This window comes from Burkholderiales bacterium (genome assembly GCA_036262035.1).
In the GTDB taxonomy this organism is placed as follows: Bacteria; Pseudomonadota; Gammaproteobacteria; order Burkholderiales; family SG8-41; genus JAQGMV01.
The window spans coordinates 37,577-60,310 of record DATAJS010000022.1; the positions used below are offsets into that span (position 1 = coordinate 37,577).

18 protein-coding genes are annotated in these 22,734 nt (G+C 67.2%); 5 read left to right on the forward strand and 13 right to left on the reverse strand.

Features of this window, described 5'->3' with window-relative positions:
- Positions 1 to 51 precede the first annotated feature (51 nt).
- The gene (locus VHP37_23720; GenBank protein HEX2829379.1) at positions 52 to 915 is read left to right on the forward strand and encodes an NAD(P)-dependent oxidoreductase; all 864 of its coding nucleotides are present in this window, start codon (positions 52 to 54) and stop codon (positions 913 to 915) included.
- Between the two features lie 4 nt (positions 916 to 919).
- Here VHP37_23720 and VHP37_23725 read toward each other — a convergent pair whose 3' ends face one another.
- Positions 920 to 2,236 (reverse strand): diguanylate cyclase, encoded by a 1,317-nt coding sequence (locus VHP37_23725; GenBank protein ID HEX2829380.1) that lies wholly within the window; start codon positions 2,234 to 2,236, stop codon positions 920 to 922.
- Positions 2,233 to 3,354, reverse strand: coding sequence for an ABC transporter substrate-binding protein (locus VHP37_23730; GenBank protein ID HEX2829381.1), 1,122 nt, complete (start codon positions 3,352 to 3,354; stop codon positions 2,233 to 2,235). The genes VHP37_23725 and VHP37_23730 overlap by 4 nt, the downstream gene beginning before the upstream one ends.
- Positions 3,355 to 3,498: 144 nt before the next feature.
- Here VHP37_23730 and VHP37_23735 point away from each other — a divergent pair, with 144 nt between their 5' ends.
- On the forward strand, positions 3,499 to 4,053 hold the full coding sequence (locus tag VHP37_23735; protein HEX2829382.1) for a TIGR00645 family protein: 555 nt from the start codon (positions 3,499 to 3,501) through the stop codon (positions 4,051 to 4,053).
- Positions 4,054 to 4,073: 20 nt separating this feature from the next.
- Here VHP37_23735 and VHP37_23740 read toward each other — a convergent pair whose 3' ends face one another.
- From VHP37_23740 to VHP37_23775, 8 genes are read right to left on the reverse strand one after another with little or no spacing between them, the layout of a single operon-like run.
- A complete protein-coding gene (locus VHP37_23740) occupies positions 4,074 to 4,637 on the reverse strand; it encodes a DUF1415 domain-containing protein (GenBank protein HEX2829383.1) in 564 nt (187 codons plus the stop codon).
- Between the two features lies 1 nt (position 4,638).
- On the reverse strand, positions 4,639 to 5,529 hold the full coding sequence (locus VHP37_23745; GenBank protein ID HEX2829384.1) for a sugar ABC transporter substrate-binding protein: 891 nt from the start codon (positions 5,527 to 5,529) through the stop codon (positions 4,639 to 4,641).
- Between the two features lie 37 nt (positions 5,530 to 5,566).
- The gene (locus VHP37_23750; GenBank protein HEX2829385.1) at positions 5,567 to 7,384 is read right to left on the reverse strand and encodes a thiamine pyrophosphate-binding protein; all 1,818 of its coding nucleotides are present in this window, start codon (positions 7,382 to 7,384) and stop codon (positions 5,567 to 5,569) included.
- Between the two features lie 52 nt (positions 7,385 to 7,436).
- Positions 7,437 to 8,606: an alpha/beta fold hydrolase gene (locus tag VHP37_23755; GenBank protein ID HEX2829386.1), complete on the reverse strand. Its 1,170-nt coding sequence runs from the start codon at positions 8,604 to 8,606 to the stop codon at positions 7,437 to 7,439.
- An 8-nt stretch (positions 8,607 to 8,614) separates the two neighbouring features.
- Positions 8,615 to 9,313: a fumarylacetoacetate hydrolase family protein gene (locus tag VHP37_23760; protein ID HEX2829387.1), complete on the reverse strand. Its 699-nt coding sequence runs from the start codon at positions 9,311 to 9,313 to the stop codon at positions 8,615 to 8,617.
- A gap of 45 nt (positions 9,314 to 9,358) precedes the next feature.
- Entirely contained in the window at positions 9,359 to 10,249 is an 891-nt protein-coding gene (locus tag VHP37_23765; GenBank protein HEX2829388.1) for a hypothetical protein, read from the reverse strand.
- Positions 10,246 to 12,468, reverse strand: coding sequence for a glycosyltransferase (locus VHP37_23770; GenBank protein HEX2829389.1), 2,223 nt, complete (start codon positions 12,466 to 12,468; stop codon positions 10,246 to 10,248). The genes VHP37_23765 and VHP37_23770 overlap by 4 nt, the downstream gene beginning before the upstream one ends.
- Positions 12,469 to 12,473: 5 nt before the next feature.
- On the reverse strand, positions 12,474 to 13,442 hold the full coding sequence (locus VHP37_23775; GenBank protein ID HEX2829390.1) for a tripartite tricarboxylate transporter substrate binding protein: 969 nt from the start codon (positions 13,440 to 13,442) through the stop codon (positions 12,474 to 12,476).
- An 84-nt stretch (positions 13,443 to 13,526) separates the two neighbouring features.
- On the opposite strand from VHP37_23775, the gene araD reads away from it, so the two are divergent.
- The 3 genes from araD (at position 13,527) to VHP37_23790 (ending at position 17,807) form a co-directional block, all read left to right on the forward strand.
- Positions 13,527 to 15,257, forward strand: coding sequence for an L-arabinonate dehydratase (araD, locus tag VHP37_23780; protein HEX2829391.1), 1,731 nt, complete (start codon positions 13,527 to 13,529; stop codon positions 15,255 to 15,257).
- A gap of 42 nt (positions 15,258 to 15,299) precedes the next feature.
- Entirely contained in the window at positions 15,300 to 16,646 is a 1,347-nt protein-coding gene (locus VHP37_23785) for an SLC13 family permease (GenBank protein ID HEX2829392.1), read from the forward strand.
- Positions 16,647 to 16,709: 63 nt separating this feature from the next.
- Complete coding sequence (locus VHP37_23790; GenBank protein ID HEX2829393.1) at positions 16,710 to 17,807, forward strand: NADH:flavin oxidoreductase/NADH oxidase; 1,098 nt, start codon at positions 16,710 to 16,712, stop codon at positions 17,805 to 17,807.
- A 98-nt stretch (positions 17,808 to 17,905) separates the two neighbouring features.
- Here VHP37_23790 and VHP37_23795 read toward each other — a convergent pair whose 3' ends face one another.
- The 3 genes from VHP37_23795 to VHP37_23805 form a co-directional block, all read right to left on the reverse strand.
- Positions 17,906 to 19,306 carry a SpoVR family protein gene (locus VHP37_23795; GenBank protein HEX2829394.1) on the reverse strand — a complete coding sequence of 467 codons (1,401 nt, stop codon included), beginning with the start codon at positions 19,304 to 19,306 and terminating at the stop codon, positions 17,906 to 17,908.
- Complete coding sequence (locus tag VHP37_23800) at positions 19,303 to 20,505, reverse strand: DUF444 family protein (GenBank protein ID HEX2829395.1); 1,203 nt, start codon at positions 20,503 to 20,505, stop codon at positions 19,303 to 19,305. The genes VHP37_23795 and VHP37_23800 overlap by 4 nt, the downstream gene beginning before the upstream one ends.
- Before the next feature lie 67 nt (positions 20,506 to 20,572).
- Positions 20,573 to 22,546 (reverse strand): serine protein kinase, encoded by a 1,974-nt coding sequence (locus VHP37_23805; GenBank protein HEX2829396.1) that lies wholly within the window; start codon positions 22,544 to 22,546, stop codon positions 20,573 to 20,575.
- Positions 22,547 to 22,734 lie beyond the last annotated feature (188 nt).

Consider the following 22,734-nt stretch of genomic DNA (forward strand, 5'->3'; position numbering starts at 1 on the left):
CCTCGCGCGCATGGTGGCATGCCCTCAGACGCTTCTGCAAATGGAGACGCAATGAAGACAGGGTTCATCGGCCTGGGACAGATGGGCAGGGGCATGGCCGCGCGTCTGGTCGACAAGGGCTTCGACGTCGTCGCGTGGAATCGCAGCGCGGCGCCGGCCGAAGCCCTGCGCGAGCACGGCGCGCGTATCGCGTCGGCGCCGGCGCAGACGCTGGACGCCGACGTGATCGTCACCATGCTCGCCGACGACGCCGCGGTCGAGGCGGTGTGGCTGGAAAGCGGGCTCGTCTCGAAGATGCCCGCGGGTGCGGTACACCTCAACATGTCGTCGGTGAGCCTGAGGCTCGCCACGAAGCTGCGTGACGCGCACGCGGCCGGCGCGTACGTAGCGGCCCCTGTCTTCGGACGGCCCGCGTCCGCGGCGAGCGGAGAGCTCGACATCGTGGCCGGCGGCAAGCGGGAGGCCATCGCGCGCTGCGGGCCGCTCTTCGACGCGCTGGGCAGGCGCTGGTTCGACGTCGGCGACGACCCGACGCACGCCAACGTGGTCAAGATCGCGCGCAACTTCGTGCTCGCCTCGATCATCGAGAGCCTCGGGGAAGCGTTCGCGCTCGTGGAGAAATCGGGCGTCGAACCGGCGCGCTTCCACGACATCATCACGAGCACCGCGATGAGCTGTCCCTCTTACAGGAACTACGGCCGGCTCATCATCGACAAGCCCGCGGAAGCGACCTTCACGGTGAAGCTGGGCCTGAAGGACGTCGAGCTCGCTCTGCAGGTCGCCGGCGACACCGGCGTGCCGCTGCCCCTCGGCGAGCTCATGCGCGAGCAGCACCTGGGCGCGATCGCGCGCGGCTACGGCGAGCGCGAATGGGCGTCGGTGGGCAACTACATCGCGGAGAAAGCGGGGTTGTGAGGCGTCAGGCCGCGGGCGACAGCGCGGGATCGGACTTGAGCGCGGCGACGGCGTTGCGTCCGCGTCCCTTGGCTGCGTAGAGCGCTTCGTCGGCCTGTTTGAGCAGCGCATTGACGCCGGCGGCGCCGCTCGGCACCGGCGGCGTTGCAGCGTCGCCCTGCGTCGCCGCGACGCCAATGCTCACGGTGACGTGATGGTGCGGTGATCCGGCATGCGGCAACTGCAGCGCTTCGATGGCGCTGCGCAGCGTTTCGGCGCGCGCGAGCGCCGCAGCGGGGGCGACGTTCTCCAGCATCACCACGAACTCCTCGCCGCCCAGTCTCACCGCGAGCTCGCCCGCGCCGTGGAACTCGGACGCGAGCGCGTGGCCGATCGCGGCGAGGCACTCGTCGCCTGCGGCATGACCGTAGTGGTCGTTGTAGTTCTTGAAGGAGTCGATGTCGACCATCATCACGCTGAGCGGCCGGTGCTGTCCGACCGTGGCGTCCCATGCCCGTGCTTTTTCGTGCTCGAAGCGCCTGCGGTTGGCGAGCCCGGTGAGCGGATCGCGCCGCGCGAGCGTCTCGAGCTGCGCGTTGGCCTGGCGCAGCTCCGCGGTACGCGCCGCGACCTGGTTGTCGAGCTCCTCGACGTGCCGGCGGATGTCGCCCTGGAGCAGAGCGAATCCTTCCGCGAGCTTGTCGATCTCGTCGCGCCAGCGCCTGCCCGAGCGGTCGAGCTGCAACGGCCGCGTCAGATCGGAAGGCGTCAGGGAGGAGGCGAACTCGGCGATCTGGCGCATCGGCTGCGTGAGCTGGCGGCGCAGGATCACGAACACGACCGCGCACACGAGCGCGGTCAGCGCGAGGCAGCCGACGAGGACGCGCAGGACGTCGTCGACGAGCTTGCCGTGCAGGTGCGCCGTGTTGGGCGCGACCGCGAGCGTTCCCAGCCAGCCGGGCTTGCCGTTGGGATAGGGCACGTCCAGGGTGATCGTGCCCGCCGTGCCGCGGCGGACCGGCGTGCCGCTCTCGAACTCCTGTCCGGTGGCGGTCTCCAGCCTCGCGTGCGCGATCTCGGGCCGCTGCGCGATGAGGCGCATCTGCCGCCGTATGGCGTCGGGCTCGATGTCCCAGACGTTCACCGACAAGAGCGGCACGTTGGTGTCGACGATCATCTGGACTTCCGCTTCGAACCGGGCGCGCTCGTAGCGATACGACAGCGCCGCCTGCAGCGCGGCCACGCACAGCGTGCAGACCGTTCCCGCGGCGACGATCGAGCGGATGAGCGTGCTCGACAGCGGCCGGAACGGGCGCCGTGGCTCGGGCGCGGGCGTCGTCACTTCGTCGGCCGCTCCGCCAGAAGCTGCGCGAAACCGAAGTCGTAGCGCTGCACTTTGGGATTGAGCGCCTTGCTGTAGCGGCGGAAGTCGACGCCGGAGAAGCCGTTGCCGAAGCGCTGGAGATAGCGCTCGGCGAGCGCGGGATCGAACTGCGCGAACATCGAGCGCTCGAGCTCGAGGCCTTCGCCCGTGAAGTCCCGCCCGCGGTGGTAGTCGTAGATCATGACCATCGCCCACGCGCCGGTGACGAAATGGCCGCCCGCGAGCGCGGTCATGCGGCCGCTGCGGATCGACTCCAGCGCCTCGGTCGAAGTGTTGATGCCGCTGAACCACGCGTCGACGCCGGGCGTGCCGCCGCGCTTCTCCCACGATTGCATCGCGCCGAAGGCCATGAGGTCGTTACCCGCCCAGATCAGCCTGGCATGCGGATAGCGCTGGAACAGCACTGCGCTCTGCTCGGCCGCCTTGTCGCGGGTCCAGGCGGCGTACACCTCCTGCTCGAGCACGACTCGCGCATTCTCGGCGACCGCACGGCGCATGCCTTCGTTGCGCTTGATCGAAGACGGCGTCGACCGGTCGCCGGCGATCGCGATCATGTGGAGCTTGCCGTCGGGTGCGTAGGCTTTCGCCTTGATGCCCTGCGCGATCAGCGCGCGCGCGGTGAGGTAGCCCGCGTCCTCGGCGCGCGGCTCGAGCGATCCGAGCCAGCCTTTGAAGACCGTGCGCGGCGAGCCGAGCGGCCCGCGCTGATCGGCCGGGATGGAGCTGTAGGCGAGGAAGGTCTTGATGCCCGCGCCGTCGACGATCTTCAGAAGCTCGCCGGCCACGCCGTAGTCGTTGGTGATCACGATGTATTCGGGCCGCGCCCGCGGCGGCCGCGAGACCATCTCGCGCGCGATGTCGAGCGTCTTGAGGTGCTCGCGCTCCGCGTACTGCACCTCGAAGCGCATGCCCAGGCTGTCCGCGGCCGTTCGCATGCTTTGCGTCGCGGTGACCCAGTAGATCTCGTCGGACTTGCCGGGATTGATGAAGGCGACCGATTGCGCGGCCGCCGCGCAACCGAAGAGCAGCGCGGACGCAAACACCACCGACCTCGACACGAGCGTGTTCCCCGACACCTCGACCCCTTGTAAGGCGCTCGCTCGCGATCGCCGGGCAGGCGAACCGCGTGGCGCAGTTCGCGCGATTTTGCCAGAACCGCGTGCGCCGATGGGTGTTCGCCCGATGCTAGAATCCGCTCCCTTTCGTCACGCAATCCGCCGATGGAACAACCGAACAGCCTGAGTCACCCCGTCAACCGCGGCTTACGTCCGGTCCCCGCGCTCATCTTCGCGAGCCGCTGGCTGCAGCTCCCGCTCTACCTGGGCCTCATCGTCGCCCAGGGTGTGTACGTCTATCAGTTCTGGCAGGAGCTGGTGCACCTGATGGCGATCATCTGGGAGGAAGGGCGCATCAACGAGACCGAGATCATGCTGATCGTGCTCGGCCTCATCGACGTGGTCATGATCGCGAACCTGCTCATCATGGTCATCGTCGGCGGCTACGAGACTTTCGTATCGAGGCTGTACCTCGAAGGTCATCCCGACCAGCCGGAGTGGCTGTCGCACGTCAACGCGTCGGTGCTCAAGGTCAAGCTCGCCACCGCGATCATCGGCATCTCGTCGATCCACCTCCTGAAGACGTTCATCAACGCCGACGACCTTTCGACGCACGTCATCATGTGGCAGGTGATCATCCATCTCACCTTCCTCGCTTCCGCGCTGGCGATCGCGGCGACCGATCGGCTGCTTGCTTATCCTCAGCGGCAGCACGCCTGACGGCTGAACCCACCCCCTCCCTAACCCTCCCCCTGAGGGGGAGGGAATAGTTTTTCCCACCCGTCCTTCCCCAGCCGCCGCATCGTCTCGATATTTTTTTCGAAGATCTTTTCGGCTTCCGGGAAAGCCGCGACCGCCTGGTCGACGCTCGCTTCGCGCAGGACGTGCAGGATGGGATACGGCGAGCGGTTGGTGTAGTTGGTGATGTCGTCGGCGTCGGTGCCTTCGAACTGGTAGCGCGGGTGAAAGCTCGCGACCTGAAGGACGCCGGCGTAACCGAGCTCTTCCACGACCCGGTCGGCGAGCTCGAGGAAGTCGTTGTAGTCGAGGAAGTCCTCGAGCACGTCGGGATGGATCAGCAGCGTCGTGTCGACCTCGTCGGGCGGCGCCGCGGCCAGCGCGTCGAGCTCGCGCTCGAGGTGCTCGAGCAGCACGTCGCTGTTGCGCGCGCGGCTCACCACGTAACGGATCTGGTCCTTGACGTGCACCGCCTTGGCGAACGGGCAGAGGCCGAGCCCGATCACCGCGCGCTCGAGCCAGGCGCGCGTCGCCGCGATCACCTCGTCGTCCGACGGCGATCCCACCTTAAGCCCCGACGACCTCGTCCCAGCGCAGCGACGGCCGCTCTTCGAAAGGACGGTCCCATGCTACGCAGTTGTTCCGATCGATCACTTCGACCGGCAGGATGATCTCTTTCGGCAGCTTCTCGCCCTCGAGATGGCGGATCGCGGCCTCGGTCGCGAGCTCGCTGATCGCGAGCGCGTTGAAGTCCGCGGTCGCGAGGAGCCGTCCTTCCCTGATCGCCGCGACCGCTTCGGGAATCGCGTTCACGCCGACGACCGCGCACTTGCGGCCGGCCGCATCGAGCGCCCGCAGCGCGCCGAGCGCCATGTCGTCGTTCGCCGTGAGCACCGCGTCGAACGTGGCGCCGGTGGCCAGGAGCGCTTTCGTCGCGCGCTCGGCGGGATCGCGCAGGTAATCGCCGCAGATCGTCGCGGCGATGCGTATCCCCGGAAATGTCTCCAACGCCTTGCGAAAACCCTCGACGCGCGCCCGGCTCGTCACCGAATGCGACGCGCCTTCGAGGATGACCACGTCGCCGCGCCCGCCGAGGTGCCGGTAGAGATAGCTCGCGATGTCGACGCCGATCGCGACGTCGTCGGCGCCGACATAGACGAACGGCTTCGGCTCGTTGAACTCGTTGAGCATGCCGAAGAGCGGGATGCCGGCGTCGACGATGCGGGTGAGGGCGCCGTTGATCTTCGTCGGATGAACCGGCACCAGCACGATCGCGTCGGGCTTGGTCGCGATCGCCTGGTCGATCAGCGCGATCTGCTCCTCGACGTCGTCGGGCTTTTCCGGCACGTACTGCGTGACGCTCGCGCCCAGGCGCTGCGCGGTGCGCTCGGCGCCCAGCCGCGCGGCGCCATACGCGGGGTTCGAGCGATTCTTGGTGAATACGGCGAGGTTGAGCATGATCAGCCTCGCCGAAGGGTGAAGAGCGCGAGCTTCATCACGATCCGCGCGCGAGCTTGAGGAAGTTCGGCTCGGGATGCGGCAGCGGCGGCAGCACCCAGGTACCCGTTCCGACCGGCCGGATCTCGCGGTCGACCACGACCTCGACGAGATACGGTTTGTTCGCCTTGATCGCCGTGTCGACGACGCTCTCGATGTCGCCCGCGCGCTCGACGCGCACGCCCTGCACCCCCATCGAGCGCGCCAGCGCCGCGAAGTCGGTGCTCTGGAGCTGGCCGGTGCGCTCGTTGGCGAAGCTCGTCGCGAGCTCGCCGGTCTTGAAGTTGCCGAGCTGCAGATCGCGGATCGAGCAGTAGCCGTAGTTGTTCCAGACGACCCACACCGCGGGTATCTCGTATTCGGCGGCGGTGGCGAGCACGTGCGGGGTCATCATGAACGAGCCGTCGCCGACGACCGCGACCGCGGGCACGTCGGGCTTGGCGATCTTGGCGCCGAGGATGCCCGAGGTCGCGTAACCCATCGCGGCGAAACCCCACGATTGCAGCAGGTGGCGCGGGAGGCGGGTCTTCCAGAGCTGCACCACCCAGTTGTGATGCACGCCGACGTCGGTGGCGAAGATCGCGTTCTCGGGCACGACGCGCGAGAGCGCGGTCATCAGCCGCTCGGGCCTGACGGGCGTCGCGTCGCTGTTCGCGAACTTGCCCTGGTAGTCGTCCCACAGGCTGGTCGCTTCGGAGAGCCGCGCGGTCCAGTCGGGATAGCTCTTGGTGCCGCCGTTCAACTTCGCGCGAGCGAGCCGCGTCATCTCGGCGAGCATCGCCTTCGCGTCGGCGATGATGCCGATCGCGACCGGATAGTTCTTGCCGATCTCGGTGGGGTCGATGTCGACCTGGATCAGCGCGGTCGGCGGGATCTGGAGCGTGTAGCCCTCGATCCACGCGCTCGTGGTGCGGTCGTCGAAGCTGCAGCCGAGCGAGAGCATCACGTCGGCGTTCCTGGTCGCTTCGTTCGCGGCGTACGTGCCGTTGCGGCCGATCGGGCCGAGGCACGTCTCGTTGGTCTCGTCGAGGATGCCTTTGCCGTTGGGGCTCGTCACGACCGGAATGCGCATCACCTTCACGAAATCGATCAGCTCTTCGGTCGCTTCGGACAGCAGCGCGCCCTGGCCGGCGAGGATCACCGGACGCTGGGCGTTCAGCAGGCGCTCGAGCGTCGCGCGCAGCCCTTCGGGATCGCCCGGCGAGCGCTGGTAGGCGGGCGGATCGACCTCGGGCACCGGCGCCGTCGTCTCTTCCTGGAAGACGTCGAGCGGCACGTCGATGTTGACCGGTCCGGGACGCCCAGTACGCAGCAGCCCGAATGCCTGCTTCATCGCGAGCGGCACCATGTCGGCGCGCGTCGGCTGGTAGCTGCGCTTCACGTACGGCCGGATCACCGACGGGAAATCGCCCTGGAAGTAGCGCCCGGTCTCCTGGAACGGCAGGCGGTTGAACTGGGTGGTCGGCACGTTGCCGGTGATCGCGAGGAAGGCCGACGAATCCATCATCGCGTTGGCGAGCGAGATGACGAGGTTCACCGAGCCGGGACCGCACGAGGTGAAGGTCGCGACCGGCTCGTGCTTCACCTTGTAGTACGCGTCGGCCATGTAGCCCGCGGACTGCTCGTGATGGCACGAGATCGTCTTGATGCGGTCGGACGCCGCCGCGCAGGCGTCGAGGAAGCCGACGTTGCCGTGGCCGCACACGCCGAAGAGATAAGGCACTTTCTCGCGGATCATGTATTCGACCATGATCTCGGCGCCTTTCATGCTCCGCGCGGCGGTGTCCGTTTTACGTGCTGCTGCTGTAGCGCTCATTCGTTCCTCTCACCGTTTCACGTCACCGCTTCACCCGCCACCGCTTCATCGGTCACCGCTTCACGACCGTATCTTCGATCCAGTCCGCAATGTAATCCACCCCGACCTGCCGGTTATCGGCCTGCGCATGATAGACGCTGCCGTCTTCCGCGGTCAGGATCTTGAGATGCTTGCGCTCCGAGCCCAGCGCCTCGTAGAGCGTGTACGCCGAGGCGACCGGCACGACCTTGTCTTCGTCGGCGTGCACGATGAGGAAAGGCATCTCGATCTTCGGCGCCACGTCGGCGAGCGAGAACTTCTCGGCTTTGGCGATCGCCGCGTCGGCGTCGTCGATATGTCCCATGATCCAGCGGAAATGGAAAGCCGACTGGGCGGTGTTCTTCGGATCGGTCTCCAGCCGCCGCTTGATCTCGCGCTGCCACCCGGCCAGGTCCCAATGCAGCGCCGCGAAAGCCACGCCCGCGGCGTAGCGCTGCTCGAATCCCGCGACGCGGGCCGCGTAGTAGCCGCCGAAGCTGTAGCCCATGACGACCACTTTCGAAGGATCGACTTCGGGACGCTCCGCGACCCAGTCGTAAGCGGCCCTGCCCGCGGCTTCGTAGTCGTGGCGCGCATACATCTCGCGCAGCCGCAGCGATTCGCCCTGTCCGGGCCCGTCGATCGCGAGCGTGTTCCAGCCGCGCGCCGCGAACTCCAGGCCGTTGAAGAGGACGCTCATCTCCTTGCAGTTGTCCATGCCGTCGAACACGACGACGGTCGGCGCCTTCGCGGCGCCCGGCGCTTTCATGAAGAGCGCCGGCAGGTTGCGCCCGCCCTCGAACGGCACTTCGACGCGCTCGATGTTCGGATAGCGGCGCAGCAGTCCCTTGGTCTGGAGGTCGATCGACTTCGCGCCGACTTCGCGCTTGCGCTTGCCCGGATAGATGAAGCGCTCGCCGGTGAAGTAGTACATGCCCGCGCGCAGGTAGTAGTTGCCCGCGCTCATGCGGTGGCCTTTGGCTTCGCACGCGTCGCCCGCGTGCTCGAGCCGCGCGGCCATGCGGCACCATTCTTCCTCCCACGCGTCCGGCTCGCCCTGCCGTCTGGCGAGGCGCTCGCACACGTCGTCGATCTCGCCCAGCGCGACCGCGCCGTAGGGCGCCATCCCTTTGGTCACGAGCGCGGCGTTCGACCAGTTGAAGTTGCCCGGGAACTGCATGATCCAGTGACCGTTGTACGACATCGTTCTTCCTATTCCGTTACGCGCAGCCTGAGCGGCGTGAGATCGCCCACGCCCGCTTCGATGATGTCGCCCGGTTTGGTCGGGCCGATGCCCGCGGGCGTTCCCGTGAGGACGATGTCGCCGGGCTCGAGCGTGTAGTACTCCGAGAGCCAGGCGATGATCCCCGGCACGCCGAGGATCAACCGGTCGATGTTCGACGTCTGCTTGCTCTCCCCGTTGCACTTCAACCACAGCGGCGCGCTGGTCGGATGGCCCATCTTCGACGCCGGCGTGATCGGCCCCACCGGACCGGACTGCTCGACGTCCTTGCCGATCTCCCACGGCAGCCCCGCGTCCTTGCACCAGAGCTGCAGGTCCCGGCGCGTGAGGTCGAGGCCTACCGCATAACCGAAAACGTGTTCATACGCGTTCTGCGCAGCGATGCGCGAGCCGCGCTTGCCGATCGCGACCGTGTATTCGCACTCCCATTGGTAATTGCCGGTCTTCGTCGGATAGCCGATGGCGGTCGTCTCGCCGGCTTCACACGGCACGACGTGATTGACCGCCTTGGTGAACACGAATGGCGGCACGTCGCCCGTGATGCCCATCTCTTTCTTGTGATCGAGATAGTTCAGGCCCATGCAGAACGCACGGCGCACCGGAAAGCGCTCATCGCTGCCGACGATGGGCAGTGTCGGGATCTGCCACGCGGGGAATGCGAGCTTCACTGAGGACTCCTTTTCGATATCGCGGCGCATTTAAACACAAAAGAATCAGTACGCCGTGCCCTGGCCGGTGTCGGTCATCGACCCCGCATCGGAGCGCGCGTCGTGCGCGGCGGCTGCAGCGGCGATGCCGGCGATCGCCGCACCTGCCGCGACGCCCGCGGCGATCCGGCCGGCCTGGTCGACGCCGGAGGGCGCATCCCAGCGTCCGCTCGCGCCGGCGCCGCCGGACTCGCCGCCGCCGCCCCTGAAGGTGTCGCCCGACGAGCCGGAGCTCGAGCTGTCGCGGTCGCGGTCGCGCCAGCGGTCGTCGTCGCGCCGGTCGTAGTCGTCCGCCGTTCGCCGCGGCCGTCGCGGGGCGTTGGCGAGCATCGCCTGCACCAGCGTGTGCTCGTCGAGCGGCGCGTTGATGAGGCCCGGCGGCTCGGGCGAGAGCGGGTGAGTGCGAACCGACGCTCTCCAGAACGCCCACCATGCCGCGGGTTTCACCGGGGCAAGCTCGAGCACGAAATCCATGGTCGGTATGAACGTCGTCATGACGCGCTCGAGCAGGGCGTCGCTGAGCCGCACGCCGCCTTGTGTTTTGCGCAGGCGCCCGTCCTTGCCGGGCCCTCCGCCGTGTACCAGCAGCCCCAGGCGGCCGAAGCTCTCGGCTTCGAGCGCCTGTCCCGAGACCGGCTCGAACACGAGCGCATGGCTTCCGTACTCGGCGCGCTGTTCGCCTTCCAGCGCTCGGGTCGCGACGAAGCGATAGGCGCCGAACGGCGGATGCCCCCCAACGCGCAGCGGATCGCAATCGGCGTTGCCGAGCTTCTTCGCGACGAGCGGATGCGCCGTGGCGGCGGCTTCGCCCGTCGCGATCTTCAGGGTGCCGACATTGAGCGTCGCCGCGGCGGTGCCTTCGCGGTCGGGCGGGACCTGCAGGCGCAGTTTCATCATGATCGTTCCCCCAGCGAAGCAAAAAGTTTTAGATAGGACTTCGCCATGCGCGGCATCGAGAAATGCCGCTCGACGTGACGGCGGCCGGCATGCCCGAGCCGCCGTGCAAGCTCGGGTGCATCGACGAGGCGCCCGAGCGCGGCTGCGATGTCCTGCGGGTCTCTCCCACGCAGCAGCACGCCGGTGCGCCCGTCGATCACGAGCTCGCGCGTACCGCCGGAATCGTTGGCGACGGCCGGCAACCCCGCCGCAAGCGCTTCGAGCACCGCGTTCGGCGAGCCCTGGTGCTCGCCGAGCACCAGCGCGATGTCGAAGTCGGCGAGGCGACGCGGGGCGTCCTCGCCGGCTCCGTGCAGGAACACGCGCGCGTCCAGATCGGCGCCGATCGCCTCGATGACCGCTTCGGCATATTGCGCATGACGCGGCTCGGCACAGCCGAGCACGTGCAGCTCGGACTGCGGATGCGCGCGCCACAAAAGGCGCATCGCGGCGACGATCTCGAGCAGGAACTTGCTGGGCGCGATGCGGCCGCTCACCACGACGCGTGGGGCGCGGCTCGAAGCGCGCGGCGCCCGCGGCGGCAGCGCCACGCCGTTGGGGATCACGACCGCGCTGCGCCGCGCGGCGTCATGGTATTTGACGACGAGGCGATCGAGCGCTGCGTCGTACTCGTTCTCGTCGAAGGCGATGCACGCCTGAAACGCTTGCGTGGCGCGCATCTCCTCGAAGCTGTAACCGCCGGGGGAGACGTCGACGAGCCTGATCCCGACCGGACCGAGCGCTTTCGCGAGCAGCAGCTTTACCTTGGGATCCATGTTCCAGCAGCACACGATCGCGAAGCGCCGCTCGACCACGCGCCGCACGATCGCTTCCGCATGATCGAAGCAGTCGCGCGAGTCGGCGGTTCGATGCACGATCACGCCTTCGGCTGCAAGCGCGCGCGCGAACGCCGCGCTCGACGAGTTGCCGCACACCGCGACTTCGAGGGTGAGTGCGGCGCTCAGCGCGGTCGTGAGGTTCGCGAGCGAGCGCTGCGCGCCGCCTGCGTTCAGGTTCGCGGTGACGAAGAGCACGCCGCGCCGGTCGCGCACCGGCCGCGCGATGTGGAACAGCGTCCACAGCCGGTCGCTCGGAAAGCCGCGCCACGCCGGCAACGCGGGATGTGTCGCGAGCGCGCGGTCGATGCCTGCGGCCCATTCCGAATCGCTCGCGTCGAACGCGATGCGGCTCAAGCCCGGCGCGTCGAGCTCGCCCTGTCCGCCGACCGCGCTCGCGACGACCGGCAGCCCCGCGGCCAGCGCTTCGAGGCTCGCGATCGACAAGCCTTCGTAGCGGCTGGTGTTGAGCAGCAGATCGAACGCCGCGAGACAGCGCGCGGCGTGCGGTACGTGACCCGCGAGCCGGACACGCGCTTCGAGCCCGAGGCGCGCGGCCTGCGCGACCATCGCGTGCCACGCGAGCGCGCCGTCGCGCCCGGTCGGGCCGCCGACGATGACGAGATGCGCGTCACGGCGAGCGAGCAATGCGGCGAAGATGCGCAGCGCCCGCGTATACGCCTTCTGCGGCTTCACGCCCCCGATCATGCCGATCGCGATCGCGTCGGCGGGTATCGCCCAGCGCGAGCGAAAGGAGGCGCGCGCTTCGGCTCGCAGCGCGGGGGAGCGCGGCACGTGATGGATCACCGAGCACGCGAGGTCGCTGCGCTCGCGTTGTATCTCCCGTGCCGCCGCACGCGAGACGGCGATCGCGTGCGCGCGGTGCGCGAGCGCCGATGCAGGCTCGAGCCAGCCTTCGGCGGCGTTGTGCAGCACCGTCAGGCACTGCGCACCCCCGCGCGCGAGCGCGGCACGCTCGGCCGCGAGCAGGAGGTGACAGACGATGACCGGGTTGCCGTCGCGCAGCGCTTCGGCGCCGAGCGCTTCCAGACGCGCAACGACGTCGACGCCGTGCAAGCGGACGACTTCGACGTTCTCGGGCACGAGCCATTCCGGCTGTGCATCGCGCAGCACGATGAGCCGCACGCGATGGCGCGCGGCGCTGCGCTCGGCCCAGTCGAGCACGATGCGCTCCGCTCCGCCGAGCGCGAGGCTCGCGACCGCGGCGGTCATGGGCAGCGGCGACGCGTCGAGGAGCGGCGGCTGCTCGGGCGCGCGCTCGGGCGCGAGCGGAGCCGGAAACGTTGAAGCGTCCGGCCGTCCGCTGGCACGCGCAGTGGTCATGCGTTTCAGTCGATCTTGATGCCGACCTCTTTCACCACCTTGGACCAGACCGAGAGCTCGCGCTTGATGAACTGGTCGAACTCTTCGGGCGTGCTGTTCACCAGATCGGCGCCGAGCGCGGCAACTTTCTCTTTGACGTCGGCGCCTTGCGCGGCTTTGGCGCTCGACTGATAGAGCGTACGGATGACGTTCTGCGGCGTGCCGGCGGGGACGACGAGACCGATCCATTCGATCGCTTCGTAACCGGGGACACCGGCTTCGGCGACCGTCGGCAGGTCGGGCAGGGCGCCGTTGCGCTTGGCGGAGCTCACCGCGAGCGGGATCAGCCGGCCGGTCTTGAAGTGCTGGATGGACGAAGGGATGGTCGCGAAGAGCAGGCTCGTCTCGCCGCCGACCAGCGCCACGACTGCGGGACCGCCGCCTTTATAAGGGACGTGGGTCATCTTCACGCCCGCCATGTGCTCGAAGCGCGCGGTCGCGAGATGGTTCGCGCTGCCGCTGCCGGCCGAGCCGTAGGTGAGCGCGCCCGGCTTCGACTTCGCCAGTGCGATGAGCTGCTTGATCGAGCGCGCGGGGACCGACGGATGCACCGCCACCACCAGCGTGACGATCGAGATGAGACTCACCGGAAGCAGGTCCTTCTCGGTGTCGAACGGCATCTTCCTGTAGATCGACGGGTTCGCGCCGAACGCGATGTTGTTCGCGCCCACGGTGTAGCCGTCGGGCGGCGATTTCGCGACGATCTCCAGGCCGATCGTCGACGCGGCGCCGGGCCGGTTGTCGACGACGACCTGCTGGCCGAGGTTCTCGGTCATGCGCTGCGAGAGGATGCGCAGGATGACGTCGGTCGAGCCGCCGGGCGCGTACGGCACGATGAGGCGTATCGGTTTGGAAGGGTAAGGCGCTTGCGCGTGCGCCGGGCAGGCGATCGCAGCGCAGGTGACTAATGCAGCGGCGTACAGACTCTTGCTCATGAAGCCTCCTCCGATGCTGTCTTAGTTGTGTGCAGTAGAATAACCGATCCTTCAGAATCATCCGCCCAAAAGAGGAGGAAGCCCATGACGCAACGCAAGCGCCGCGAGGATTTGCGCAGCTACAAGTCGTTCGGCGTTAAGGATCTGCGCTCTTTCGGCCATCGCTCGCGTGCACTGCAGATGGGTTACACGCGCGAGGACTTCAGCGGCAAGCCGGTGATCGCGATCATCAACACCTGGAGCGATCTCAATCCCTGCCACGCCCATTTCGCGCAGCGGGTCGAGGAGGTGAAGCGCGGCGTGTGGCAGGCCGGCGGTTTCCCCGTCGAGCTGCCGGCGCACTCGGTGTCCGAGACTTACGTGAAACCCTCGTCGATGATGTACCGCAACTTCCTCGCGATGGAGACCGAGGAGCTGCTGCGCGCGCATCCGGTCGACGGCGCGGTGCTCATGGGCGGCTGCGACAAGACGACGCCCGGCCTCCTGATGGGCGCGATCAGCATGAACCTCCCGGCGATCTACATGCCGGCGGGGCCGATGCTGCGCGGCAACTGGAAAGGCCGGACCCTCGGCTCGGGCACCGACACGTGGAAATACTGGGCCGAGCTGCGTGCCGGCAACATCACCGAGCGCGACTGGGAGGAAGTCGAGGAAGGCATCGCGCGCTCGTTCGGCCACTGCATGGTGATGGGCACGGCCTCGACGATGACCTCGGTTGCGGAGACGCTCGGCCTCACGTTGCCGGGCGCGGCTTCGATTCCTGCGGCGGACGCGAACCACCCCCGCATGGCGGAGCACAGCGGCCGGCGCATCGTCGAGATGGTGTGGGAGGACCTCAAGCCTTCCGACGTCGTCACGCGCGATTCGGTCGACAACGCGATCACGGTGATCCACGCGCTCTCCGGATCGACCAACGCGATCATCCATCTCACCGCGATCGCGGGCCGCGCCGGCATCGAGCTTTCCGCCGACCGCTTCGACGAGCTCGCGCGGACCACGCCCGTGCTCGCGAACATCCGTCCGGCGGGCGACAAGTACCTCATGGAGGATTTCTATTACGCCGGCGGGCTGCGCGCGCTGCAGAAGGAGCTCGGCGCCAAGCTCAAGCTCGACGCACGCACGGTGAACGGCAAGACGCTCGGCGAGAACATCGCCGCCGCGCAGATCTACAACGACGACGTGATCCGCACGCGCGACAAGCCGCTGTCGGAGACCGGCGGGCTCGCGGTGCTGCGCGGCAACCTCGCGCCCGACGGCGCGATCATCAAGCCGACCGCCGCCGAGCCGCATCTGCTGAAGCACACCGGCAAGGCGGTCGTGTTCGCGGACTACAACGACATGAACGCGCGCATCGACGACGAATCGCTCGACGTCGACGAGAACTCGGTGCTGGTGCTCAAGAACGGCGGCCCGCTGGGCGGTCCCGGCATGCCGGAGTGGGGGCAGCTTCCCATACCCAAGAAGCTGCTGAAGAAAGGCGTGCGCGACATGGTGCGCATCTCGGACGCGCGCATGAGCGGGACCTCGTACGGCACCTGCGTGCTGCACGTCGCGCCCGAGTCGTACGTCGGCGGGCCGCTCGCCTTCGTGCAGGACGGCGACGTGATCGAGCTCGACGTCGAAGCGCGCAAGCTCGAGCTCAAGGTGAGCGAGGCGGAGCTCGCACGACGGCGCGCGGCGTGGACGCCGCCCAAGCCGCGCTTCACCCGCGGCTACGGCGCGCTCTTCGCCAGGCACATCACGCAGGCGGACAAGGGCTGCGACTTCGATTTCCTGCACGCGGGCGAGCCGACGCCGGATCCCGAGATCCACTGAGCCCGAGGCGTCCTGAAGACCTTCGTCACACCCGCGGCGGCGCTGCTCGTCGCCGCCGCCGCGGTCATCTTTTTTCTTCCGCCGCCCGCCGGCTACACCGCGCAGACGATGCACGCCGGCGCGCTGTCGCTGCTCGTCGTCGGCCTGTGGGCGCTGGGTGCGCTGCCCGAATATATCGTCGCGCTGCTGTTCTTCCTGCTCGCGATGGTGTTCGCGATCGCGCCGGCGCACGTCGTGTTCTCCGGCTTCGCGTCCGGAACGCTGTGGCTGGTGCTGGGCGGATTGATCGTCGCCGAGGCGGTGAACGTCACCGGCCTGGGGCTGCGCTTCGCGCGGCTTCTCGTGGGCGGCCGTGCGATGAGCTATCGCACGCTGATCGCGGCCGTGGCGCTGGTGAGCACGCTTCTATGCATCGTCATGCCGGCGACGATCAGCCGCATCCTGCTGCTCCTCCCGATCATGGGCGCGCTCGCGCAGCGGCTGGGGCTGAAGCCGGGCAGCCGCGGCTATGCCGGCGTGGCGCTCGCGGTGATCATGACGAACTACCAGGTCGGCACCGCTTTCCTGCCGGCGAACGCGCCCAACCTCGTGCTCGCGGGCGCGGCCGAGACGCTGTACAGGACGACGTTCATCTACGGCGAATGGCTGCTCGTGCAGCTTCCGGTGATGGGTGTGCTGAAGGCGCTCATGATCGTGGCCGTGGTCTGGCAGCTTTTCCCGGACGAAACGCGTGCGGCGCCCGCCGACGAGGTGCGTGTGCCGATGAGCGGGAAGGAGAAGCGGCTCGCGGTCATACTCGGGTGCGCGGTGCTGCTATGGGCGACCGACTTCGTCCACGGCGTGCATCCCGGCTGGGTCGGCCTGGGCGCGGGCGTCGCGACGATGATGCCGCGCATCGGCGTGATGCCGGTGGCGAGCTTCACCGAGCGCGTGAAGCTCACGCCCTTCTTCTATATCGCGTCGATACTCGGCCTGGGTGCGATCATGGTGGAGACCGGTCTGAGCCGGGCGCTGGGCGAAGCGCTGCAGCAGGGCCTGTCGCTCGAGCGCGGACACGATGCGACGAACTTCGGCGTACTGGTGCTGCTGTCGACCGCGACCGGGATGGTCGTGACCAACGTCGCGCAGCCTGCGCTGCTCGCGCCGCTCGCGGGCTCTTTCGCGGAAGCCGCCGGTTGGCCGCTCAAGGCGGTGCTGATGACCGCTGTGCTCGGCTTCACGACCGCGATCTTTCCGTATCAGGTCCCGCCGATGATGGTCGGGGCGCAGGTCGCGGGGTTGAGGCTGCGTGAGGTGCTGCGGATATCCGTGCCGCTCACGCTCGGGAGCTTCCTGGTGCTGCTGCCGCTGGATTACCTGTGGTGGCGCGTCATCGGGTATTTCGGGTAGTTTCGGTTCAAACCGGGGTCAGACCCCGATGAAGCCGGGGTCTGACCCAAACAAGGAGGGTGGATGAGCAAGCTGTTCGAGCCGCTGGCGGTGGGACCGATGACTCTTGCGAACCGCATCAGCGTCGCGCCGATGTGTCAGTACAGCGCCGTCGACGGCTCCATGACCGACTGGCATCTGCAGCACCTCGGCGGCCTCGCGCTGTCGGGGGCGGCCATGCTCGTCATCGAAGCGACCGGCGTGACCCCCGAGGGGCGCATCACGCACGGCTGCACCGGTCTGTATTCCGACGCCAACGAAGCGTCCATGAAGCGCGTCATCGACTTCGTGCGCAGCGTGTCGGACATCCGGCTCGGCATACAGCTCGGCCATGCGGGCCGCAAGGCCTCGGCCGAGCGCCCGTGGGAGGGCCGCGGTCCGCTCGAAGGCGAGGACGAATGGCTGACGATCGCGCCTTCGGCGATCCCGCTCGCGCAAGGCTGGCCGGCGCCGCGGGCGATGGACCGCGGCATGATGGTCTCGGTGCGCGACGCGTTCGTCGATTCGGCCAGGCGCGCGCTGCGCCTCGGGCTCGATTTCGTCGAGCTGCACTCCACGCACGGTTACCTGCTGTCCGAATTCCTGTCGCCGCTCTCCAACCGCCGTGAAGACACGTACGGAGGCAATCTCGAGAATCGCATGCGCTTCCCGCTCGAAGTCGCGGCGGCGGTCCGCGAAGCTTGGCCGCGCGACCGCGCGCTCGGCGCGAAGATCTCCGGGACCGATTTCGCCGAACACGGCTGGACCGGCGACGACGCGGTGGTCTACGCGCGCGAGCTCAAACGCGTCGGCCTCGATTACGTGACCGTTTCCGGAGGCGGCGTGGTGCTCGACGCCAAGGTGCCGACGGGGCCGGGCTACCAGGTGCCGTACGCCGAGCGCGTGCGGCGCGAGTCCGGCATGACGACAGGGGCGGTCGGCCTCATCACCGACCCGAAACAGGCCGAAGAGATCGTGGCGAGCGGCAAAGCCGATTTCGTCTCGCTTGCGCGAGGCCTGCTCTTCGATCCGCGCTGGCCGCAGCACGCCGCGGTCGCGCTCGGCGCGGAAGCGAAATACCCGCCGCAGTACCAGCGCGCGAGCCCGAAGCTCTGGCCGCCCGGAAGAACGTCGAAGCTCTAGGAGGATTCGTCATTCCCGCGAAGGCGGGAATCCATTTTGACGTTGACCGACAATGGATTCCCGACAGTCCCGCTCTCGCGGTTCGGGAATGACGACCGTTACTGGGCGCTGGAACGCAGCTCGTGAGGTGAGCCGCGGCTGTCGACGGTCTGCAGCAGCACCGGCCGGCGCCAGGCGCGGTGGACGTACTGCACCACCCGCGCGGCGCGCTCGAGGTCGAGGCCGCGGCCGTCGGCCTCAAAGTCGTGGACCAGCACCAGCGTGCCGTCCTGCTTCATCTCGCCGACCGAGATCCGCGGCGCGCCATAGTTGAACTTGGGCTGAAGGATCGCTTCGCGGATCTTGTTGATGTCGCGATTGGCGACCTTGATGCCTTCGTCCACCTTCGCTTCGTAGACGAAGAGCCCGAGCTTTTCAGCGAGCTCCGGATCCAGGAAGTTGCGGATGAAGCCGAAATCGTCCTCGTCGCGCCGGATCTCCTGCGCGCGCTCGAGCCCGAGCTTCTCGACGATGCATTCCCACATCGAAAAGCCGACGTGGTAGGGATTGATCGCGAGCGCCGCCTGCTGCTCCCCGGCGAAAGGCCGCACGACGTTCGAGTGACACGTCACCGCGTCGAGGTAGAGATCCTCCGGCAGGAAATCGGCTTCGCGCAGCAGGCGGGCGTGCCAGTACGTCGCCCAGCCTTCGTTCATGATGTTGCACGCGAAGACCGGGTAGAAGTAGAACGACTCGTGTCGCACCGCGAGAAATACGTCGCGCTCCCAGTCCTCGAGCTCGGGTCCGTACTGCGCGATGAACCACAGCAGGTCGTGCTCCGGGTGGGGCGGGAAGGGCGTGGTCTTATGCTCGCCCGATTCCTGCACGCGCTCGGTCTCGCCGGGCAGATTGCGGAAGCGGTTGGAGAACGGGTCGTCGGGTCCCGGCCGCGACGTCGGAGCGGGCTTACGCTCCTTGGGATACGGCTGCCGGTGCAGCTCCTGGTTGAGATCGACGTGAGGCTCGAGCGCCAGGGCGCAATCGAGCATCGCTTCGACGCGCTGGTGGCCGTAGGCCTTCACCGCCTGCTCGATGCGGTGCGCCTGCGCCGCAGCATGCTCGACGATGTTCGTTCCCGACATCTCGGCGAAGCGCGCGAAGAGGTGGTTGTTCTTCGCGAAATCGGCATGGCCCAGGACGTGCGCGGTGACGAGCGTGTTCTCGGCGAGCGTGTTGGTGTTCACCAGGTAGCCGTGGCACGGATTGCCCGGGAACATCACTTCGAAGATCCGCGAGTGGCCCATCGACTGCCGGATGAGCTGGTGGATGTAACGCACCCCGAACGACCAGTGCGGCATGCGGATGGGCAGGCCGTAGATCGCCACTTCGTTCATGAAGTTGTTCGGGACGAGCTCGAAGTCGACCGGGTGGTACGACAATCCCAGCGACTTCGCGAGCGTTTCGATGCGCTTGCCGTAATCCTGCAGGCGCTCGTTCATGTCCGATTGCGTGAGGCTCATGTCGCGGCTTCCGCGCGCTGCACCTGCTCCTGGAAGAACTGACGCAGCGCGTTCCACACGTCTTCGCGGCTCGTCACCCGCGCCATGCCGAGCGGCAGGTTCTCGCGCTGCATGCGGGAGAAGATGCCGGCGAGCTCGGTCTCGGGGGAGATGCCGTACGCCGGGCGGATCTCGATGAATCCGCCGTAGTTGATGCCCTGGCAGCACTCGCGCAGCGCCTCGCTCGCGAGCTCGCGGTCGTCGACGAGGTTTTCGCCATCCGAGGCGTAGAAGACGTAGACGTTGTATTGCGCCGGGTCGTAGCGCTCCTTGATCACGTCCTTGGCGAGCTTGAAGACGGTCGAGGACACCGTGCCGCCGGTGCCGCTCGTCTGGAAGAACTGAGACTCGTTGAATTCCCACGCTTCGGCCGAATGCGCGAGAAACGCCACTTCGACTTTCGCGTACTGGCGGCGGATGCCCTGCAGCGCGAAGAAGAAGAAGGTCTTGGCGAGCTGGCGCTCGGTTTCGCCCATGCTGCCCGACACGTCCAGCGCGAAGATGACCGCGGCGTTCGTCGCCGGGCGCTCGCGGCGCTTCAATTGCCGGAAGCGCAAGTCGTCGTCGGTGAAAGGCGCGGGATCCTGCTGGATGGCCCGGCGGCGGATCGCCTGCTTGACGGTGCGGCGCCGGTCCAGGCGCGAGCGTACGCCGCGCTTGTCCCAACCTTCTCGGACATACTCCTCGTCCTGCTCGCGGGCCGAGGGCTTGGGTTTGAGATCGGGGAGCTTGAGCTCCTCCCACAGCCAGTCGAGCACGTCCTCGACCTTGAGCTCGAGGACGAACTGAAGATCGCCTTGGCCGCTGCCGGCCTCACTGCCCTGCTGCTCGCCTTGCTGCGGCTGGCCGGGCTTGAGCACCTGGCCCGCTTCGCCGGCGCCCTGGCCGACACCCGTCTCGCTGTCGGGATCGCGCAAGCGGAAGCGTGCGTGCTCCGCCAGCTTCACCGGCACGAGCACGGTGCCGCCGCCGCCGCCGCTCAGCACGTCGGGACCGGCGACAAGGTTCGGAAGGCTCTTCTCGACCGATTCCCGCACCTTCTCGTTGTGGCGCAGCCAGTCGCGCGCACCGCGGGAAAAGAGATCGTACCAGCCGACTTCAGTCGAGATGCGCAGCGGTTGCTGCCAGCGTGAGGGTGGGGGCCTTCGGTAGACAGTCATAAATGCGTACCGCAACGCCTGGGCGTCAGGCCTGAGACTGACGGTAAGACCGACATGGCGGTATCTCCTATTCCTGCGCGAGCAGCGTCGTCACGTAGTTCAGTGCCTCGCGGGCGCTGTGCGCGTCGTAGCCGTATTCCTCCACCAGCCGCTTTTCGACCACCGAAATCTTCTGCTTGGCCTCTTCGTCGGGGCGCGCGGCCGAGCTCACCAGCCGCAGCACGTCGCGGCGCTGCTCGAATAAGTATTGACCTATGGCGTCGTGCAAAAGTGCGTGGCTGTTGAGCGTAAATTTGTCGCCGCGCTTGAACGCGCCCATCGCCTTCCTGACGATTTCCTGCCGGAAGGACTGCTTCCCGGAATCCGAGACGTCGATCTTCTCTTCGACCGACCGCAGGAAACGCTCGTCGGGCTTGCGCTCCTCGCCGGTGATCGGGTCCTTGATCAGCCGGTTGTCGAGCGTCGCCTCCACTTCGTCGAGGTATTTGTCGAGCAGGTCCTGCGCTTCCTGCTCGAAAGACACGAAAAGGGCTTTGTGGACGTCTTCCTTCACCCACTTGTTGTAGAAATCCTTACGGGCGATGACGAGGAAGTCGACCCACTTGCGCTTTTTCTTCGGGTCGATGCGCGCGTCCGATTCGATCGCGTCCTTCAATCCGAGCAGCACGTCCATCGTCGTCAGGCTCTTGGCCGAGCTCTGGACGATCGCGTTCGACAGCGCGTTGATGACGAACCGCGGCGAGATGCCGGTCAGCGCTTCGTCGGGCATGCGCGCGCGGATGCGCTCGGCTTCGGCGCGGCTGATACCCTCGGCTTCTTCGCCGGCGTGCACGCGCACTTTCTTCGAGGCGTCGGACTCGTTCTCGCCTTCGTGCAGGCGGGTGAGGATGGCGAACACCGCCGCGGTGTGCAGCACGTGCGGATCCAGGTGGACCTCGGAAAAGGCGGGCGCGTTCGAGATCAGCTTCTGGTAAATGCGTGCTTCGTCGTTGAAATTGAGGGTGTACGGGACCTGGATGATGACCATCCGGTCGAGCAGCGCTTCGTTCTCGCTCTCCTGGAGGAACTTGCGGAACTCGGCCAGGTTGGTGTGCGCGAGAATCGTCTCGTCGAGGTGGATCAGCGGGAAGCGCGACACCTTGACGTTCTTTTCCTGGGTGAGCGTGAGGAGCAGATACAGGAACTCGCGCTTGACCTTGAGGATCTCGATCATCTCGAGCATGCCGCGGCTCGCGGCATACACCGCGCCCGACCAGGACCACGCCCGCGGGTCGCCTTCGTCGCCGAAGGTGGCGACTTTCGACAGGTCGACCGAGCCTACGAGGTCGGCGATATCGGCCGTCGTCGGGTCGTGCGGGGCATAGGTGCCGATACCCATGCGCCCGGCTTCGGAAATGAAGATGCGCTCGACCGGCATCTTCATGAAATCGCCGATGGTGGCGGAGGTGCTTTCGCCTTCCTCGGCGGCCTCCTGCCCTTCGAGGCGCGCGCGGCACATCGGGCAGAGGTCGCCGGTGATCTCGACCCCGTAGGTCTCACGGAACTTGGGCCGCAGCGTGTAAGGCACGAGGTGCAGGGGCGATTCGTGCACCGGGCAACCCTGAATCGAGTAAATAGCGCCTTCGTCGGTGTGGCTGTACTCTTCGAGGGCGCGCTTGAGCAATATAACTATGCTCGATTTGCCGCCCGCGGGCGGTCCGAGCAGCAGCAGGAGGCGCCGCCCGACCTCAGAACCCGCACTGGCAGCGCGGAAATAGTCGGCGAGCCGCTCGAGCTCGTCGTCGATGCCGAAAAGATCGTCGGAAAAGAGGTTGTAGCGCGATTTCCCGTTGGCACCCTCTTCGACCCCCTGCCAGCGGATCATGTCCCACATGTACTGGTGGCTGGTCCGGGTGACCGAGCGGGAATTGGACGGCAGGATCTGTTCGAGAAAGTCCGCGAAAGTGCCGGACCAGTGGGCCGCTCGATGCTGCTGGGTGAAGGCGACCAGACTCTTTACAAAGTCGCCATGGCGCTCTGATTCTTCCGAACGGTTCGACATTCTTGCCCTCCGCGCTGAGATGCTCTCGCCTGCTGTATTCAAACAGCGTACCAGGTCGTATCCATCCCCCCTGCGCGGCTTCGGACATTCGGAAAAACAAGCAGCTACACGTGTCTTTTGCCGCGCACAAGCGCGCCGTTAGAGCTTCGGCACGTCAAGAACCTCGTTTTTCGGTTCGTCTCCCTCTA